General features: G+C 43.9%; 14 protein-coding genes and 1 pseudogene. 8 read left to right on the forward strand and 7 right to left on the reverse strand.

All coding sequences use genetic code 11. The features are described 5' to 3' along the window. Window positions 1-11: 11 nt before the first annotated feature. The 6 genes from P4S58_RS03090 to rlmM all read left to right on the forward strand — a co-directional run bounded on the left by P4S58_RS03090 (window position 12) and on the right by rlmM (window position 6,016). Window positions 12-968 carry a flagellar motor protein MotB gene (locus P4S58_RS03090; RefSeq protein WP_102964410.1) on the forward strand — a complete coding sequence of 319 codons (957 nt, stop codon included), beginning with the start codon at window positions 12-14 and terminating at the stop codon, window positions 966-968. Between the two features lie 207 nt (window positions 969-1,175). After that, window positions 1,176-2,624 carry a tRNA uracil 4-sulfurtransferase ThiI gene (thiI, locus tag P4S58_RS03095; RefSeq protein ID WP_102953722.1) on the forward strand — a complete coding sequence of 483 codons (1,449 nt, stop codon included), beginning with the start codon at window positions 1,176-1,178 and terminating at the stop codon, window positions 2,622-2,624. Between the two features lie 391 nt (window positions 2,625-3,015). Beyond that, window positions 3,016-3,924 (forward strand): transcriptional regulator GcvA, encoded by a 909-nt coding sequence (locus tag P4S58_RS03100; RefSeq protein WP_042488931.1) that lies wholly within the window; start codon window positions 3,016-3,018, stop codon window positions 3,922-3,924. Then, window positions 3,917-4,540, forward strand: coding sequence for an alpha/beta family hydrolase (locus tag P4S58_RS03105; protein ID WP_102968312.1), 624 nt, complete (start codon window positions 3,917-3,919; stop codon window positions 4,538-4,540). The genes P4S58_RS03100 and P4S58_RS03105 overlap by 8 nt, the downstream gene beginning before the upstream one ends. Further along, window positions 4,530-4,928 (forward strand): DUF423 domain-containing protein, encoded by a 399-nt coding sequence (locus P4S58_RS03110; RefSeq protein WP_102968311.1) that lies wholly within the window; start codon window positions 4,530-4,532, stop codon window positions 4,926-4,928. Before P4S58_RS03105 ends, P4S58_RS03110 begins: the two co-directional genes overlap by 11 nt. Next, on the forward strand, window positions 4,925-6,016 hold the full coding sequence (rlmM, locus tag P4S58_RS03115) for a 23S rRNA (cytidine(2498)-2'-O)-methyltransferase RlmM (protein ID WP_102953725.1): 1,092 nt from the start codon (window positions 4,925-4,927) through the stop codon (window positions 6,014-6,016). Before P4S58_RS03110 ends, rlmM begins: the two co-directional genes overlap by 4 nt. Window positions 6,017-6,145: 129 nt before the next feature. On the opposite strand, the gene xni is transcribed toward rlmM, so the two are convergent. The 5 genes and pseudogenes from xni to queF form a co-directional block, all read right to left on the reverse strand. Continuing rightward, complete coding sequence (gene xni / locus P4S58_RS03120) at window positions 6,146-6,916, reverse strand: flap endonuclease Xni (protein ID WP_102968310.1); 771 nt, start codon at window positions 6,914-6,916, stop codon at window positions 6,146-6,148. A gap of 87 nt (window positions 6,917-7,003) precedes the next feature. Next, window positions 7,004-8,361, reverse strand: a pseudogene (ppnN, locus tag P4S58_RS03125) (nucleotide 5'-monophosphate nucleosidase PpnN). A 376-nt stretch (window positions 8,362-8,737) separates the two neighbouring features. Further along, on the reverse strand, window positions 8,738-10,303 hold the full coding sequence (locus tag P4S58_RS03130) for a GGDEF domain-containing protein (protein WP_102968308.1): 1,566 nt from the start codon (window positions 10,301-10,303) through the stop codon (window positions 8,738-8,740). A 108-nt stretch (window positions 10,304-10,411) separates the two neighbouring features. Then, complete coding sequence (locus P4S58_RS03135; RefSeq protein ID WP_180980424.1) at window positions 10,412-12,670, reverse strand: tetratricopeptide repeat protein; 2,259 nt, start codon at window positions 12,668-12,670, stop codon at window positions 10,412-10,414. A gap of 26 nt (window positions 12,671-12,696) precedes the next feature. Next, window positions 12,697-13,542: an NADPH-dependent 7-cyano-7-deazaguanine reductase QueF gene (gene queF / locus P4S58_RS03140; RefSeq protein ID WP_102968306.1), complete on the reverse strand. Its 846-nt coding sequence runs from the start codon at window positions 13,540-13,542 to the stop codon at window positions 12,697-12,699. Window positions 13,543-13,651: 109 nt separating this feature from the next. Here queF and syd point away from each other — a divergent pair, with 109 nt between their 5' ends. Together syd and P4S58_RS03150 are read left to right on the forward strand one after the other, a co-directional pair. Continuing rightward, a complete protein-coding gene (syd, locus tag P4S58_RS03145; RefSeq protein WP_102953729.1) occupies window positions 13,652-14,203 on the forward strand; it encodes a SecY-interacting protein in 552 nt (183 codons plus the stop codon). Beyond that, window positions 14,203-14,979 (forward strand): Zn-ribbon-containing protein, encoded by a 777-nt coding sequence (locus tag P4S58_RS03150; protein ID WP_102964401.1) that lies wholly within the window; start codon window positions 14,203-14,205, stop codon window positions 14,977-14,979. Before syd ends, P4S58_RS03150 begins: the two co-directional genes overlap by 1 nt. A 70-nt stretch (window positions 14,980-15,049) precedes the next feature. Here the strand turns inward: P4S58_RS03150 and P4S58_RS03155 are convergent, their stop codons facing one another. Both P4S58_RS03155 and P4S58_RS03160 read right to left on the reverse strand, forming a co-directional pair. Further along, window positions 15,050-16,177, reverse strand: coding sequence for a GGDEF domain-containing protein (locus P4S58_RS03155; protein ID WP_102964400.1), 1,128 nt, complete (start codon window positions 16,175-16,177; stop codon window positions 15,050-15,052). A 182-nt stretch (window positions 16,178-16,359) separates the two neighbouring features. Continuing rightward, a complete protein-coding gene (locus P4S58_RS03160; protein ID WP_042488896.1) occupies window positions 16,360-17,169 on the reverse strand; it encodes a MetQ/NlpA family lipoprotein in 810 nt (269 codons plus the stop codon). Window positions 17,170-17,171: the final 2 nt, after the last annotated feature.

A 17,171-nucleotide genomic window follows, 5' to 3' on the forward strand; every position in this document is an offset into this window, starting at 1 on the left:
CGGAGCAAATGATGGATGACCAAAAGTGTAAATGTCCACCTCCGGGGCTTCCCGCTTGGTTGGGGACATTTGCCGACCTAATGTCCCTGTTAATGTGCTTCTTCGTACTGCTGCTTTCGTTTTCGGAAATGGACGTACTGAAGTTCAAGCAGATTGCCGGCTCGATGAAATTTGCTTTTGGTGTGCAAAACCGTCTGGAAGTGAAAGACATTCCAAAAGGTACCAGCATCATTGCTCAGGAGTTCCGTCCGGGGCGTCCTGAGCCTACACCTATCGATGTGATTATGCAGCAAACCATAGACATCACTCAGCAGACGTTAGAGTTCCACGAAGGGGATGAAGATCGTGCTGGTGGTACTATGCGTGATGCTGGCGATATGACTGGCGGTCAGTCCCCAGAAACATCGACCGAAGACAATCAAAATACTGAGTCGGAATCTCAGCAACAGCAATCTCAGGCAGCTTCTGAAGCGACTGAGACCTTGATGGAAACCATTAAGAACGCGCTGCAACGGGAAATCGAGCAAGGTGCAATCGAAGTGGATAACCTTGGTCAGCAGATTGTTATCCGCATTCGTGAGAAAGGCGCATTCCCTGAAGGTTCTGCTTTCTTGCAACCTAAGTTCCGTCCTTTGGTTCGTCAGATAGCCGATCTGGTTAAAGATGTTCCGGGTATCGTTCGGGTTTCTGGTCACACTGATAACCAGAGAATTGATTCGGAATTGTATCGTTCAAACTGGGATCTTTCTTCTCAGCGTGCCGTGTCGGTCGCTCAAGAGATGGAATCGGTGCGCGGCTTCTCACATCAGCGCTTGCGGGTACGAGGCATGGCTGATACCGAGCCTTTGGGACCCAATGACACCGCGGCTCAACGCTCTCGTAACCGTCGTGTGGAAATCAGCATTATGCAGGGCGAGCCGATGTACAGTGATGAAATACCATCAGCACAAGCTGGCTCAATTCAATAGCTAAGCGACGAAATACAGTTCAAAGGCAAGCATCAGGCTTGCCTTTTTCTTTGGCGCGCTTTTATCGTTGCGTCATTATCGTGTATAATCTCGCCCCCTTAGTGATACCCACTCTGGTCGTCGATGAAATTAGCGTTATTGCTGAGTTCAGAGATGTAGCTAAGTACAAGCTACTATTACGTTAATACTTTAATTGCGAAGACACTTATGAAATTTATTGTTAAGCCCCATCCAGAAATCTTTGTTAAAAGTGAGTCGGTGCGTAAGCGCTTCACGAAAATTCTTGAGTCTAATATTCGCAATATCGTAAAGAGCCGTACGACAGGCGTTGCTGTATTTAACCGTCGTGACCACATTGAAGTGACCTCTGAAAGTGACCGCTTCTTTAATGAAACGCTGGAAATTTTGACCAGAACTCCGGGTATTCAACAAGTTCTGGAAGTTAAGCAGTCAGAATTCAAAGATCTTCATGATATTTACGAGCAAGTGCTTGAAACTAGCCGTCATCTGATTGAAAACAAAACCTTCGTGGTTCGAGCTAAGCGTCGTGGTAAACACGATTTTTCTTCAATCGAGCTTGAGCGTTACGTTGGTGGCGGTCTAAACCAAGCGGTTGAAAGCGCAAAAGTTAAGCTAACCAATCCTGATGTGACGATTAACGTTGAAGTTAACTATGAGTTGCTCAACCAGATCATCAAACGTTACAAAGGGTTAGGTGGTTTTCCTCTTGGTACTCAAGAAGATGTACTTAGCCTGATCTCTGGTGGTTTTGATTCGGGTGTTTCAAGCTACTTACACATTAAGCGTGGCTCAAAAGTTCACTACTGTTTCTTCAACTTAGGTGGCCCTGCTCACGAGATTGGTGTTAAGCAAGTTGCCCACTTCTTATGGAACAAATATGGATCTTCTGCCAAGGTGCGTTTCATCTCTGTTGATTTCGAACCGGTTGTGGCGGAAATTCTTGAGAAAATAGATGACGGCCAAATGGGCGTTATTCTTAAGCGCATGTTTATGCGTGCAGCTGGTCAGGTCGCAGAAAAATTCAATATTGAAGCTTTGGTTACAGGTGAAGCATTAGGTCAGGTATCAAGCCAGACTCTGACTAACCTGCGCCATATCGATGGTGTGACTGATACCTTGATTCTTCGCCCTTTGATTAACTGGGATAAAGAAGACATCATCACGCTTGCACGTGAAATCGGCACTGAAGACTTCGCTAAAACAATGCCAGAATACTGTGGAGTTATCTCAAAGAGCCCGACGGTTAAAGCGGTGAAAGCGAAATTGGAAGCGGAAGAAGCGAAATTCGACTTCTCTATTCTGGACAAAGTAGTGTACGACGCTCGTGTTATGGATATCCGTGACATTGAGAAAGAGAGCCAAGAGCAAGCGCCTGAAGTAGAGCAAGTTGCAGCGGTTCAGGAACACGCGGTTGTACTTGATATTCGTAGTGCAGATGAGCAAGAAGATAAGCCGCTAGAGATTGATGGTGTAGAAGTGAAGCACATTCCTTTCTTCAAACTTTCTACTCAGTTTGGCGATCTTGACCAGTCTAAGACTTACTTATTGTATTGTGAACGTGGCGTGATGAGCCGTTTACAAGCTCTGTACTTGCAAGAGCAAGGTTTCAAGAACGTGAAAGTTTATCGCCCATAAGCGTTAGCTGAACACTCTAAGTGGAAAAGACGCAACTTGTTGATTCAGGTTGCGTTTTTTTATTTTTGAAGGATATTCAGGCATAAAAAAACACCGCCAATAGGCGGTGCTAAAAATTTGACAGACAGGTCAAAATAAATACAGGAAGTATATGTTTTGTAACAGGGGATAACTGCACAAAACAGGTGGTAGAATTCTACCTAACTCGAAAATCGAGTATGCAAACACAACATCGTAATAATAAAGCCAATTGATTCAGGAGAATCAAGCCGTTCAGGCTCATATTACCGGACGAAATATAGATTTTCTCTGGCTGGTTAGCAATGGACAATTTATAATGTTTCAGATAAAAAAACTAATGAATATTTGGAACAATACATAGGATTGAACCATGTCCAGACGATTACCTCCATTGAACTCACTAAAAGTGTTCGAAGCCGCCGCTCGTCATTTGAGTTTTACTCGTGCAGCAGAAGAACTTTTTGTGACTCAAGCTGCAGTGAGTCATCAAATCAAGGCTCTTGAAGAGTTTCTCGGCTTAAAGCTATTTCGTCGTCGTAATCGTTCTTTGTTGCTTACCGAAGAGGGTCAAGCGTACTTTCTGGACATCAAAGATATCTTTGGTTCATTGGCTGAAGCGACAGATAAGTTATTGGAACGTAGTGAAAAAGGTGCGTTGACCATCAGCCTTCCACCGAGCTTTGCTATTCAGTGGTTAGTGCCTCGGCTTGCCGACTTTAACCAGCAGCAACCGGATATTGATGTACGCATTAAAGCGGTTGATATGGAAGAAGGCTCGCTGACGGATGATGTGGATGTCGCTATCTATTATGGACGAGGTCACTGGCCCGGTTTACGTGCTGACAAACTCTATCAAGAGTTTTTGATTCCTCTCTGTTCGCCTTCTTTGTTGCTGGGTCAGAAGCCACTGAACTCATTAAGCGATCTTCCTCTACACACTTTGTTACACGATACTTCACGTCGAGACTGGAAACAGTTCGCCAAAGAGAATCATATCGATGGTGTAAACGTGAATCACGGACCAATCTTTAGCCACTCAACCATGGTGCTACAAGCGGCTGTTCACGGGCAAGGCATTGCATTGGGGAACAACGTATTGGCACAACCAGAAATCGACGCAGGCCGCCTTGTAGCGCCGTTTGATGAAGTACTAATGACTAAGAACGCCTTCTATGTGGTTTGTCATGAGAAGCAAGCGGATATGGGGCGTATTGCGACATTCCGCGACTGGATGCTGAAGAAAGCACGTAGCGAGCAAGAGGTCATATTAGATGAATAACGTAAGAATAGAGGGGGAGGAGAACTCCCCTCTGTTTATTTTTGCCCATGGTGCTGGTGCAGATATGGAACACGAGTTTATGTCGCAAGTGGCAACAGGACTCGCAAGTAAAGGCATTCGTGTCGTACGTTTTAATTTTCCTTATATGGTAAAACGAGCGGAAGACGGTAAACGTCGACCGCCGGACCGCGCGCCGAAACTTTTGGAAGCATTCGAACAAGTCATTGCCGAGCATGCGTCTCAACCGATTGTTATCGGTGGTAAATCCATGGGTGGAAGAATGGCTTCGATGCTAAGCGATAACCCTATGGTCAAAGGTATTGCTTGTTTGGGTTTTCCTTTCCATCCGCCGGGTAAGGTTGAAAAGTACAAGGGCGAGCATTTGGCTTCATTGGGAAAAACGTGTCTGATTTTGCAAGGTGAGCGCGATACCTTTGGTAGCAGAGAAGAGTGTTCAAGCTTCCAGTTTAGTAGCCAAGTAAAGATTGAATATATCCCCGATGGCGACCACAGCTTCAAACCTCGCAAGTCATCCGGTCATACTGAAGTCAGTAATATTGCTCTTGCCGTGGAACATTTAACTCAATTTATTCTGGAACTGAACAATGAAAAGTAAGTATTTGCTCACCTTAGGTGGGTTGTTTTCTGGTATTGCTGTTGCATTGGGAGCATTTGCTGCTCACGGGTTAAAGGCGTATGTCACACCGTATCAGCTAGAAGTGTTCCAAACAGGGGTTCAGTATCAGTTCATCCATGCGGCTGCTTTGATTGCTTGTGGCATTTTGTTGGTTTTATCTCGCAGTGAAAAAGCGCAAAAATATTTTAGCCGCGCGGCGATTTGCTTTATCATCGGCATCTTTTGTTTTAGTGGCAGCTTATATGCGCTAGCGCTAACAGGAATAAAGTGGTTTGGACCAATTACTCCAATGGGTGGTCTACTCTTTATGATTGGCTGGGCGATGTTTGTTCTGGCTGCCATAAATTTTGATGAGGTGAAACAGTGAAACAAGTGATGCTCTATTGTCGTGCGGGCTTTGAAAAAGAGTGCGCAGGCGAGATCCAAGATAAAGCAACCCAACTTGAGGTTTTTGGTTTCCCTCGTGTCGTTAACAACTCAGGCTTTGTTTTGTTTGAGTGCTACCAAGACGGCGATGCAGACAAACTGATCAAGAACATCGATTTTCAGGCGCTGATATTCTCTCGCCAGATGTTTGCTGTGGCGGCTGAGTTTACTGCTTTACCAACAGAAGACCGTATTTCGCCGATTTTATCTGAACTTGCTGACATCGAAGCATTTCCAATGTGCGGAGATGTTCGTGTTGAAACGCCAGATACTAATGAAGCGAAAGAACTGCTGAAATTCTGTCGTAAGTTCACTGTGCCACTGCGCCAAGCGTTGCGTGGTAAAGGTATCCTGACTGCAAAAGACAACGCCAAACGGCCTGTTCTGCATGTGTGTTTTGTTAAGTCTGGTCATTGTTTCGTCGGTTACTCATACAGCCAGAACAATTCTAAGTTCTTTATGGGCATCCCGCGTTTGAAATTCCCAGCGGATGCGCCAAGTCGTTCAACACTAAAGTTGGAAGAAGCATTCCATGTATTTATTCCACGTGAAGAGTGGGATGACCGTTTAGCGTCGGGCATGTGGGCGGTTGATTTGGGCGCGTGCCCAGGCGGCTGGACTTATCAACTCGTTAAACGTTCAATGTTCGTACATGCTATCGATAACGGTATGATGGCAGACAGTTTGATGGAAACCGGTCAGGTAAAACATCATATGGTTGATGGTTTCAAATTTGAGCCGCCACGTAAAAACGTGACTTGGTTGGTTTGCGACATGATTGAAAAGCCTTCTCGTGTGGCACAGTTGATGGGCGAGTGGATCATTAGCGGTTGGGCGAAAGAAGCGATCTTTAACCTTAAACTGCCAATGAAAGGTCGTTACGATGAAGTGCTGCAAGATATTGAGAACTTAAAGATTTTCCTAAAAGATCATAATGTTAAGTTCAAGCTTCAGGCTAAACATCTTTATCATGACCGTGAAGAAATTACCGTGCATGTGCAGACGTTAAAAACGATCTCTCCACACTAATCCTCGTCTAAATTGAAGCTGTAGGGGTTGCGTTCATTAACCTGACTTGTACTTGCAGTTTCAATTGGTTAGAAGATAGCCATATATACAAAAAACGCGCCTTAAGCGCGTTTTTTGTGTATGTGCTAGTCACTCTTTGTTAAAGCGAATGTCTTGAAGATTAAAGCCAAGTTCAATGTCGGTCTTCAGCGTGGCGATTTGCTTACAAATACGCGCCATTTCAATATGTTCGTCGAGCTTTTTGCGGTATTTGGGGGCAAGTTCCGAACTCGTAAAGGCTTCCTCAATGCTAGCAAACTGAGTCAGGATCTCTTTGGCAGCTTTAGGGCCTATTCCAGCAACGCCGGGAACTTGGCTGGAGCTGATGCCCGTTAATCCCCAGTAATCCGCAAGCTGTGAAGGCTTAACCCCAAATTCCTTTTGAATAAAAGGTGCATCCAACCAGCGGTGCTGGAAATAATCTCTGATTTGCAATGTGGGAGAGAGCAGCTGGCAATAGCCTTTATCAGTGGAAATGATAGTGACTTTTTCATTGTGGCTTGCCACTTTACACGCCAGCGTTGCAACCAAGTCATCCGCTTCATCGCCTTCAGAAAGCAGTGAATCAATGCCTAATTCCCACCAAGCTTGTTGAATACGATCTAATCCTTGCTGTAAGGGCTCAGGCATCGGCTTACGGCCTTCTTTATAAGACGGCAATAGATCTGCTCGCCATCCTCTGTCCTGCAGGTGGTGATCAAACACAGCAATAATATGTGTCGGTTCAGATTCGCTGATTATACGTGCGAGTGTTCGAGAGGTCGTGTTTATGGTTCGCTCAATATCATTAGGGTCTGGCTGCGCAGAGTGAACGCGGCGAATGAGGTTAAGAGCATCAATAATGACAAGATGAATAGACATAAACACAAAAAAATAAGGAGCGATTGCCCCTTATTCTAATGAAATTCAATGAGATTACTACCGTAGCTAGTCTTTCATATTTACAGACTAACTTTCTATTCGATAACAAGGTACATACGCACTTCCTCCCGGAAGCTTCATACGATGTTGTTCGACGAAGTCTTTTAGCAGCTTATCCATCTTCTTCATCAACTTCGGATCACCATGAAGCCTGAAAGGGCCATGACGTTCTATTTCACGAATGCCTTCCGCTTTTACGTTACCCGCAACGATACCGGAGAACGCTTGACGTAAGTTTGCAGCCAGAACCTCTGGACGTTGGTTAAGGTGCAAATCTAAGTTAGCCATGTTTTCATGAGTCGGCTCAAATGGAAGCTGGAACTCAGGCTCAATTTTCAATGACCAGTTAAAGCTATACGCATCTTCATTGTCTTTACGTTGTTGACGAATTTTAGGCATGGCATTTTTCATGATGCGCGCAGCTTCCGCTGGGTCATCAACCACGATGGTGTAGTGTTTCTGGGCTTCTGGGCCTAATGTTTCACAAATAAATTCATCAATTGAACGGAAATAATCTTCGCTCTCTTTCGGACCAGTTAAGACGATTGGCATCGGCTGAGTTGCGTTGTCCGGATGCATCATAATACCCAGTAAATAAAGCAGTTCTTCAGCTGTACCCGGCCCGCCCGGGAAGATAATGATACCGTGAGCCATTCGAACAAACGCTTCTAAGCGTTTTTCGATATCCGGCATGATGATCAGTTCATTCACGATTGGGTTTGGCGGCTCTGCAGCGATAATTGAAGGTTCAGTTAAACCAATATAGCGTTTATCCGCATAGCGTTGTTTAGCGTGCCCAATCGCCGCGCCCTTCATTGGACCTTCCATCGCCCCCGGACCACATCCGGTACAGATATTTAGCTCACGTAATCCCAGTTCATTACCTACTTCACGGGTGTATTGATATTCGACAGGGTTGATTGAGTGACCACCCCAGCACACCACTAAGTTTGGAGCCGTACCCGGAATAAGCGCTCCGGCGTTACGTAAGATACCAAACACTAAGTTCGTAATGTGTGTTGAGTTGGTGAGATTGAGCTTCTGTCCTTCCGCGATGTGCATATTGACGTAAACAATATCACGCAGCACTGAGAACAGATGTTCCTGAATCCCTTTGATAATGTGGCCATCAACAAACGCGTGTTCTGGCGGATTGGTGAGTTCCAGTTTTACGCCACGTTCACGGCGCATTACCGTGATATCAAAATTCGTGTATTTATCTAACAGTTCTTTTGAGTTATCGGTATGGCTTCCAGAGTTCAGTACCGCTAGGCTACAGTTGCGGTACAGCTGGTAAAGATCACTGGATGCAGTTTTTTTAATCGTTCTACTTCCAGTTGTGAGAGTAAATCCATACTCCCCGCCGGGCTGACTTGAGTGATCATGAGAGCCTCCTTATTTAGAGGGAAAGAAGATCGCGAGGACCTTAATTAAACGCTAGTGGAGATAGCACATCATATACCAATCAAGACGAACAGGTGCTCAGAAAGTGCGTAGGAAGATTCGAGAGCCTCATAACTAGCATTATTTTCTATGCAATGAAAAAAGGCGTAGACGCGAATAAAAAGCAGCAAATCCGTTTCTTGATGGGTATATCAGTATCAATAAGCTAACTTGTTGATATTTCAAGTTTCAATCTAGTGTGCTTTGTATAGTAAGGAGAACACGATACTCTATAAACTGTGATATGTATCGTGTAATTGAAGTGAGTTTGCTTAAAATTTGCTCAGTTTACTTTTATTTGCTGTGCCTTGCTTGCTGCTATTTCCAAGTGATCTGATTTGGACCAAATTTTTTCCCGTTATTCAGCGCTAAATGTAGGCGCTCAAGAACGATTTCAGGAGAATCCGAATCTTTAAACAAGGTACTTGCTGCGCTTAAAGTGATAGTGATGTTTTTGTCACGGAACTTAAACGGCAAATGGGAAATGCTGCGCTGAATTTTTTGCACAATCTGGTAGCACTCTGAATCAGAACGCTCTGGCAGTAACAACACAAACTCTTCACCAGAAAAGCGCGCTACAGTATCAGTATCTTCAATGTTGTTCTTGATAGTGCGAGCGATAATTTTTAGTGCTTTATCACCGGCGGTATAACCAAAACTGTCATTGATCACTTTGAATTTGTCGATATCGAGCATAACAACGCGAAGGTTGTGTTGTGCGCGAATCCAACGGCGGTATTCGAGTTCTAGACGGTCATTAAATGCAGTGCGATTGTAAACCTTGGTGAGCGGATCTTGCAGCATGCGCTGAGCTTGATCTTCTAGGCGACGACGATAATCTTGCGTCACTTCGAAAAGCGTTTCCATTTGATTTTTGGTGTAATCCATACGCTCAATTAGCGCTTGTTCACGAGCTTCTGCCAGTGTCAGTCGTTCAGAGAGTGAAGCTAATTCGCTCATTAATGGATTTAAAGTGCTTTTAAGAGCGTTGATTTCAGTACCATCTCGAACCGCAGTCTGACTTCTTGAGACCAGAGAACTCAGTTCACGATGCATATCTTTGCGGTGTTCGAAATAGTTATGGCTTTGTTCTACGTTCAATGCAGAACTTTTTAAGCTGGTGGACAAAGATGCGTTCACTTGCTCTAAAAACTTTTCAGACGTCTTTCTTTCGTAATTCGTGCCAGCGACAACCAGCTTCAATACTTCTAGTGTGAGCTCGAGTAAAACTTGTGAGCTAACACCGATCAGCAGCTTAGCTCGAATATCACTCAGTAAATCTCCAGACTCACCTTCAAAATCAAGCTCAGTGATGAGCTGTTGTAGCTCTTCGTTTAACTTAAGAAGTATTTCTTTGTCTGCACTTTGAGTCAGCTCTTCAACGACGGCATTCGGATTTGAGGTGATGATTTTTATTGAGCGTTCATAGATAGTAAGAAGGCGTAAAGCTTGCTCTACTTTAGACAGATTCTGCCCAGTCGAAAAACTGAGAAGATCACGAAGATCGCGTTTGATTTTAGACGGTAAACCAGGGATGCGTAGTAATACTTCACCGCTATGCTTTACCTGTTCATCTAAATGTTGGTTCTGCTTTTCGGTGTCTAACGTTTGCTTCTTCAACATGCGCTCCAATACGGCCAAGCGAGGAATTAAAATGCTGACATCTTTCTGCTGCTCAAGCGCTTCTCGTAATTCGACCAAATTTTGGTTGAGGCGACTATCCTCACCTTTACAGGCAAGACTGAGTGATGCGACGATTCGTTTTAGGACTTTTTGCTCTAGTTTAAATTTGAGCGAGCTATCCCTATGTGTTAAACGCGTCTGTTCCAACTGCATTTTGAGTTGGTGTAACTGAATCTGGATATCTTGCTCTAATGCGCCCATTTATAAAAATGCTATATATTTAGGGAGATCTAATCCTACTTACTAATCTGTCGATAATAGCAAATTTATTTGATACGTCATCGTATCTCTTTGTTAATCGGCTGGGAACTAACCATCTTTTAATATTTTTTTGATATTCTCCTCATTATTGTGAGATGAGTGGACTTTTATCAAACCTTGGTTGATAGCGTGCTTACAGGATTTCCGCATGTTACTCGATGCGAAGCTGGCTGCAGGGGCATTATCAATCGCTTTCAAGTACACCCAATGGGAGCAATTTTCCTTCATGCTCAGTTCGCGTGCAGCACTGGTTGCCATCAACAGAATATCCAATAGCTCTTTGTCGTTAATTGCCGTGTAAGCTCTCGGCAAAAATGGATAATCGGTAATCCCCATTCGAATAATTCGGTTGATTTTGCGCTCAGGTTGAAACTCTCGAATCCATTGCTGAATCTTCTCAAACATCTCTTCAGGCGGACTGTCTCTGTCAGTGCTTGGCTCGATGAAGAGTAAGTTTGAATCTGAAAAATGATAAAGCCTTGTCGGTTCATCAATTTTAGATTTTAAGTATTCTCCAAACGCTCGCTCTAGCTCTAAGCCAGCAGTATAACCGTGTTGAAGATACATGTTACGCAGGAATGGTACGTCAATCATGGCGAAACGAAGACGGTCATTCAGTGGTTCATGAATCAGTTCGCCGACATGCCAAAGTTCATAGTTTTGACTACTTCTTTGCAGTGATTTCGGCAGTTTTGCATTCAACATGCGTAAGTTGCGCAGGCGTGAACGAGAGTGAGTAAACAAGTTGTTGTTGAGTTCTTCAATCTCTTCGTTTTGAGTCTGAATAACGTAACTTCGGCGTAAAACTAGCAAAAATAGCGCTCCTGCCACAATAAATAGGGTAAAGGTCAATTTTTGCAATTTTGAGTATTGGCGCTTAGTTTCTTTAAGTTCTTTTTCCTGACCCACTAAGTGCAGCGTTTGCTCGACAAACTCTTTTTGCTGACGGAAAGCATCTTCGCTGATTTGGTTGAGTTTTTCCTGATGGAGACTTTCCAACACGTAGCTGCGTTTCATGGCTTCCAGTGCGAGAGAATGTTTTCCGAGTTGTTCATAACCTTGAGAGAGCAGGCGATAGGCTTGTTGTTCAATATCTTGGTTGGCAATCGACTGACTGATTACTAAAGCTTTCTGAGCATTGCGAATAACCTGTTCGCTTCTATGTTGATGGTAAGCTAGGCTTGCATTAAGCAGCGCAGCTTTCCCTTTCAGATGAGGGATGTCTGCGTACTGAAGAAGGTCTTCGGCACGTTGTAAATACTGTTCCGCGAGCGGGTAGTTATAGAGATGAATATACGTGGCGGCGAGACTGAGTCGTGTTCCGATAACGCTTTCGATATTGTTGTTATTGTTCTCATGATCAATCACGTTGAAATAGTTTACCAACGCAAGGTTGTACTTTCCTAAATCAAAATAGACATCGCCCATGCGTTTTAACACCATGGCAAGCTTTGGTGATTTCTCATAGTTATCGTAAAAATCTGCTGCTTCCGATAGGTGAACAAGGGCTTTATCCAGTACGCGTCGCTCAAAGAATAACTGAGCAAGTAAAGTGTTAGTTCTGGCTAGTCTGGCACTTGAGTTCGACTCAATAGAGCTCCAGTAAGCTATCAGCAGTTCAGAGAGCGCTAGGTTGTAACGTTCATGGTCTAAGTAATGGCTGCCGACCATGATGTGATAGTCGATCTTCGTATCTTCAGACTGGATAAACTCCAAGTCTTCTTTCAGCTCAATAAACAGCTTGTTGGCCAGTTCAACATCATTAGCTTTCGATGCTATTTCAGCCCGTAACAGTTTAATTTTGTAGCCAATTCCACGAGCAGGGAAATCTTTGCTTCTGATGGACTCGTATTGTTGTGTGATATCACGCAGTTTTTCGCGCGCATCAGTGACATCGTCGTTATCCAGCCAACGCAGGCGAATTTGCAGCAACTGAATGTCTAACTGTAAATAGGGTAGGTTGAATTCTTGCGCGGTGTTAAAAGCGTCATCCAATAGTCGAAATGCAGCAATCGGATAGCCGAGATTAAACTCGGCTTGTGCGAGGATTTTCATCGCAGCTACAGTGCTCGCAGGCGTGCGCAGACGGCTGTCGGTTTCGTCTCTTGCAACGGTGGATGGGTTTTGCTCGGATTTCTCCGCCATCTTCCTTACGGTTAAATACTCACTTGTGAGTTCTTTAGCTTGTTGTGGCGATATTTCTATCAAGCTTTCAGCTTCGTTTAGCGTCGGTGATGAATACGTTGCCGCTTGTGAAAATACTGAAAAAAAGAAAAGAGCTAGAGAAAACCAACGCTTCCAGCGAATACATCCCATCCTTAATTGTGTCCTTTTTATTGGCGAGCCATACGTTTGTTGTCTTGTGGTGCGGCTTGTTCTGTTGAACGGAACGGGTTGATATCTAGGCCGCCACGTCGAGTATAACGAGCAAATACAGTCAGTTGCTCTGGCTTGCAGAAGCGAGTGATGTCCGTAAATATACGCTCAACACATTGTTCGTGGAACTCATTGTGTTCACGGAAAGAGACTATATAACGTAAAAGCGCTTCGCGGTTAATTTTTGGACCACGATACTCAATTTCAACGCTGCCCCAATCCGGCTGATTGGTGATCAGACAGTTTGATTTCAAAAGGTGGCTATGCAGAGTTTCGCTAACAATAGTATCTTCCGCAGCCTCTTCTAGCAGTGATTCGTCGAAATCATAGCTATCAATTTCGATGTCTTGATCGTCAATACAATCGCCTTTCATTGTGACAATCGGCTCTGCCGTGTAATCACTTAAAGGCTTGACCTTAACCTCTACGGTTTCACCAGCACAAGCAGAGAGATCCGTAATCAAATGTTGTTCAACCTGTTGCCAGTTCTCAAACTTAGTTTGGTTAAAGCTGTTCAGATAAAGTTTGAACGACTTCGACTCAATTAAGTTTGCACTGGTAGCTGGGATCGCGACTTCACCGATAGCCACTTGTGGCAGACCTTTGGTATTCAACCAAGACAACTCATAAAGTGTCCAGATATCACAGCCTTTAAACGGCAGTTCACTACCTAAATTCAGGTCATCACGGTTTAAGCTACGTGGAACAGGTTGCAGTAGTGTTGGGTCATACAGATGTGAGTAATCGGTTTTTTTACCTAAAGTCAGACCTGCTAACTCTTTGGCATCGGAATATTTGCTCATACTTAATGCTTAATTCGATTAGAATAGACAGAATTTTACGCAATACCGCAGCCTGTGTCATCAAAGGGCTGCTAGTTAGCTCAATCGAATTTGAACAGTGGAGATTTTCATGGCGCATTCTGTTGCAGAAGCCTTACATACTTTTAGTCAGCGCTATCTAGATGCTTATCAAGCCGCACACCAACATTTACCTGAAAATGAAGAGTTGGCGGACTGGGTTTCGCCGTGCGTTAAGCAAAAGTTTGAGCATAGTGTGTATTGGCAGCCTGTTGCCAGAGATGAAGTCGCTGATCTTACTAATGTCGAGAACGGTATTGAGATTGCTTTGCATGAAGATATTCATGCTTTTTACGGCATTCAATACAGTGCGGATATGGCTGCGAGCTGGAATGGCAATGCGCTTAATTTATTGCAAGTTTGGAGTGATGAAGATTATCAACGTTTGCAAGAGAACATTCTCGGTCATCTGGTTATGCAGCGTCGTTTGAAACAGAAACCAACGGTATTTATTGCAACCACTGACGATGAAATGGAAGTGGTATCGATTTGTAATCTGACTGGCAACGTTATTCTCGAAAAATTAGGCACAGATAACCGCCAAGTGCTCAGTGAGGATGTTGCTAGCTTTCTGCTGCAACTTGAGCCGGAGGTAGACGCATAATGTACGTGGTTGAGCTAGAGTTTGAATGTTTTGATAACACCACGATCACAGCGGTAGATAAAGCGATTAATGGATTGATGGATGCACTGCGCTACAACGGTCAGGTGCTAGGTCGTGAGTTTCCCATCGTCATGGGGGATGGAGAATTTAGTGTTCGTGCTGTGTGTCCTGAAAAAGACAGCCTTCATCCAAAGAACCATTCTGATTTTGTTAAAGTGTGCTTTAACCGACTTGCAGATGCTTGCTTACTTGCTCCTAAGTTTCGCTTGCTGGGCAGAGACATCAATTCTGAGCAAGCTGCGGAAGAGGAAACACCTAGCTGGCAGGTTCTTTATACCACCTATGTTCATACGTGTTCTCCACTGCGTAGCGGTGAAACCTTGTTGCCGATTCCTCTTTATCGCAATGAAGCGACGTTTAATGGCGACCATAAGGCCGTTGTTAAATGGCAGACAGAGTGGCAGGCGTGTGACGAGCTACAAATGGCAGGGGGCTGCAAAGCGGAACATGCAGCTTTGAAAGAGATTTGCGATGTAGACAGTGACTTATTCCGTCGTGGTTGGGATTTAAGTAAACGTATTGAATACATTACTAAAATACCGACTTACTACTATCAATACCGTGTTGGTGGTAAAAGCTTGGCGGATGAAAAAGCACGCCCTTGTCCTAAATGTGGCGGGGAATGGCTACTGGATGAACCTCTGCATGATATCTTTTATTTCAAATGTGATAGCTGCCGAATCGTATCCAATATCTCTTGGGATCATCTGAAGTAATTGGCAAGTTTGAACAATCAATAAGAGCCGCTGGTCTAAAATCAGCGGCTCTTTTTTTGAAGAGGCAGTGTTAGGCGATGTGAGTTATTTGGCAGGCGTCCCAGCGTGCTTCAAAGCTCATTGCACTGAGGTTAGTCCTGTGTGCTTCCGCTTTTGCGGAGTACATATGTTTATCCGCGAGACTCAAAATATCTTCTGCTTTCAACCCAGAGTCAGGATAGTAAGAGACACCACCAATACTTAACCCTACGTCATGTTGTACTCGTTGTGTAAAGTCATCGATCAACCGTTGGCCTACTACATTTGCACAATCAATACTGGTGTTAGGTAATAGAATAATAAATTCGTCTCCACCGTATCGAGCTGCTGTTTCAGATTGGCGCAAGGTCTTTTGGCAGGCAGTGGCAAAATCAATCAACACTTGGTCACCCGCGAGGTGTCCAAAATTATCATTAACTTGTTTAAATCTGTTCAAATCGATATAGAGCAGGGTGAAGTGTTGCTCAGATCGGAAGCTTAGCGCCCACAGTTTTTTGAGTTCTTCTAATAGAGCTCGCTGGTTATATAGTCCGGTGAGAGAATCGCGCATTGAGAGTTCTTCAAGCTCTCTGGTTCGCTTTTTAATGCGTCTTTCTATGCTATTTGCGTACTGAAGTAGCTGCTTATTTGCATTATCAACTTCATGATTTTTCGATGAGATATAAGTGTCGAAGATAAATTGATTATCGAAATAGATAACTTTTTGCAGTGCAGCGAGTGTTGAAATCGGGCTGCGACCACATTGTGCAAAATGTTTGTTGATTTCTTGATTAAGTAACGAGTGTATCTGCTGGACGCTGGCAAGATAGAACTTAGGGCTTACCCCCATTCTTTGATGAACCTTGCCAATTTTTATACGCTGTTCAGCATACTTTTGGTTGTAGTTACCACAGAAAATATCCGCCACATATTTCTTCATGGCGTTGTGAAGTCCTCCTAGCGTTTGTTTGTCTGCAATAGTTAGAGCCACTTCAGGTATTTTTATCTGATGTGCGTAAAACTGTTGCACAACCGTTGGGATGAGAGGTAACAACCACTCTTCACATGCTTTTAACAGAACTTCATCTTCTTCCGTAATGTCCATCAGCCCTTTTCGACGATCGAGTTCGTGCTCTGTGATGTTCATTTGTTCTAGAAGTGAAAGAGATAAGTCGTGCATGCTGAGTAAATAATCGTCTAATAAATGGTGCTCAAGCTTAGCGAATAATGACGATAATTAAGCCATTGTAGGTAGAAAAAGGAATATTCCTACAAGCATCTTTTGAACCCAAAAAGCAAAAGGGCTCCAATCGGAGCCCTTTACTATTTTGATAACTGATAGTGATAACAAAAGGTTATCGATTACCAGCCTTTAACCGCGCCACCTTGGAAGATGTCAGATGCAGCTTTTGCTACTTCGTCTGTTTGGTACGCTTTTAGGAACGTTTGTACGTTTTCAGCGTTTACGTTGTCTTCACGAGCAACAAGCAGGTTCACGTATGGTGATTCTTTGTTTTCTACAAAGATACCATCTTTCTCTGGAGTCAGATTGATAGAGCTTGCGTAAGTTGTGTTGATGATAGAAAGCGCTACGTCATCAAGAGAACGTGGAAGTTGAGCTGCGTCTAGTTCAACAATCTTAATGTTTTTAGGGTTTTCTACGATATCACGAACAGTAGCTAGAAGACCTACGTCTTCACGTAGTTTTAGCAGACCTTGTTGCTCAAGAAGTAGCAGAGAGCGACCTAGGTTAGTCGGATCGTTTGGTACTGCAATACGGTCACCGTCTTGGATCTCATCAACAGATTTTACTTGCTTAGAGTAGCCAGCGATTGGGTAAACAAAGGTATTACCTGCAATAGCCAGTTTGTAGCCACGGTCAGCAATTTGTTGATCTAAGTATGGCTTGTGTTGGAATGCGTTTGCATCGATTGAACCATCATCAAGTGCAGCGTTTGGCGTAACGTAGTCAGTGAAAGTTACAAGTTCAACATCTAGGTTATATTTGTCTTTTGCAATTTTCGCTGCCACTTCTGCTACTTGAGCTTCAGCACCCGCAATAACACCAATTTTTACTTTGCTGGTATCAGCTTCTTTATCACCACAGCCAGCTAGTACAAGCGCAGATGCTGCAGCAGCAATGGTCAGTAAACTTTTAAGATTGAATTTCATGG

It is taken from the genome of Vibrio sp. Hal054, assembly GCF_037162405.1.
Taxonomy (GTDB): domain Bacteria; phylum Pseudomonadota; class Gammaproteobacteria; order Enterobacterales; family Vibrionaceae; genus Vibrio; species Vibrio diazotrophicus.

Excerpts from the sequence above, each read along its gene's own strand:
- P4S58_RS03100 (WP_042488931.1), top strand. The coding sequence starts at position 3,016 with ATGTCCAGACGATTACCTCCATTGAACTCACTAAAAGTGTTCGAAGCC.
- syd (WP_102953729.1), top strand. The coding sequence starts at position 13,652 with ATGGCGCATTCTGTTGCAGAAGCCTTACATACTTTTAGTCAGCGCTAT.
- thiI (WP_102953722.1), top strand. The coding sequence starts at position 1,176 with ATGAAATTTATTGTTAAGCCCCATCCAGAAATCTTTGTTAAAAGTGAG.
- P4S58_RS03155 (WP_102964400.1), bottom strand. The coding sequence starts at position 16,177 with ATGCACGACTTATCTCTTTCACTTCTAGAACAAATGAACATCACAGAG.
- P4S58_RS03160 (WP_042488896.1), bottom strand. The coding sequence starts at position 17,169 with ATGAAATTCAATCTTAAAAGTTTACTGACCATTGCTGCTGCAGCATCT.
- queF (WP_102968306.1), bottom strand. The coding sequence starts at position 13,542 with ATGAGCAAATATTCCGATGCCAAAGAGTTAGCAGGTCTGACTTTAGGT.
- P4S58_RS03110 (WP_102968311.1), top strand. The coding sequence starts at position 4,530 with ATGAAAAGTAAGTATTTGCTCACCTTAGGTGGGTTGTTTTCTGGTATT.
- P4S58_RS03090 (WP_102964410.1), top strand. The coding sequence starts at position 12 with ATGGATGACCAAAAGTGTAAATGTCCACCTCCGGGGCTTCCCGCTTGG.
- P4S58_RS03105 (WP_102968312.1), top strand. The coding sequence starts at position 3,917 with ATGAATAACGTAAGAATAGAGGGGGAGGAGAACTCCCCTCTGTTTATT.
- xni (WP_102968310.1), bottom strand. The coding sequence starts at position 6,916 with ATGTCTATTCATCTTGTCATTATTGATGCTCTTAACCTCATTCGCCGC.
- P4S58_RS03130 (WP_102968308.1), bottom strand. The coding sequence starts at position 10,303 with ATGGGCGCATTAGAGCAAGATATCCAGATTCAGTTACACCAACTCAAA.
- P4S58_RS03150 (WP_102964401.1), top strand. The coding sequence starts at position 14,203 with ATGTACGTGGTTGAGCTAGAGTTTGAATGTTTTGATAACACCACGATC.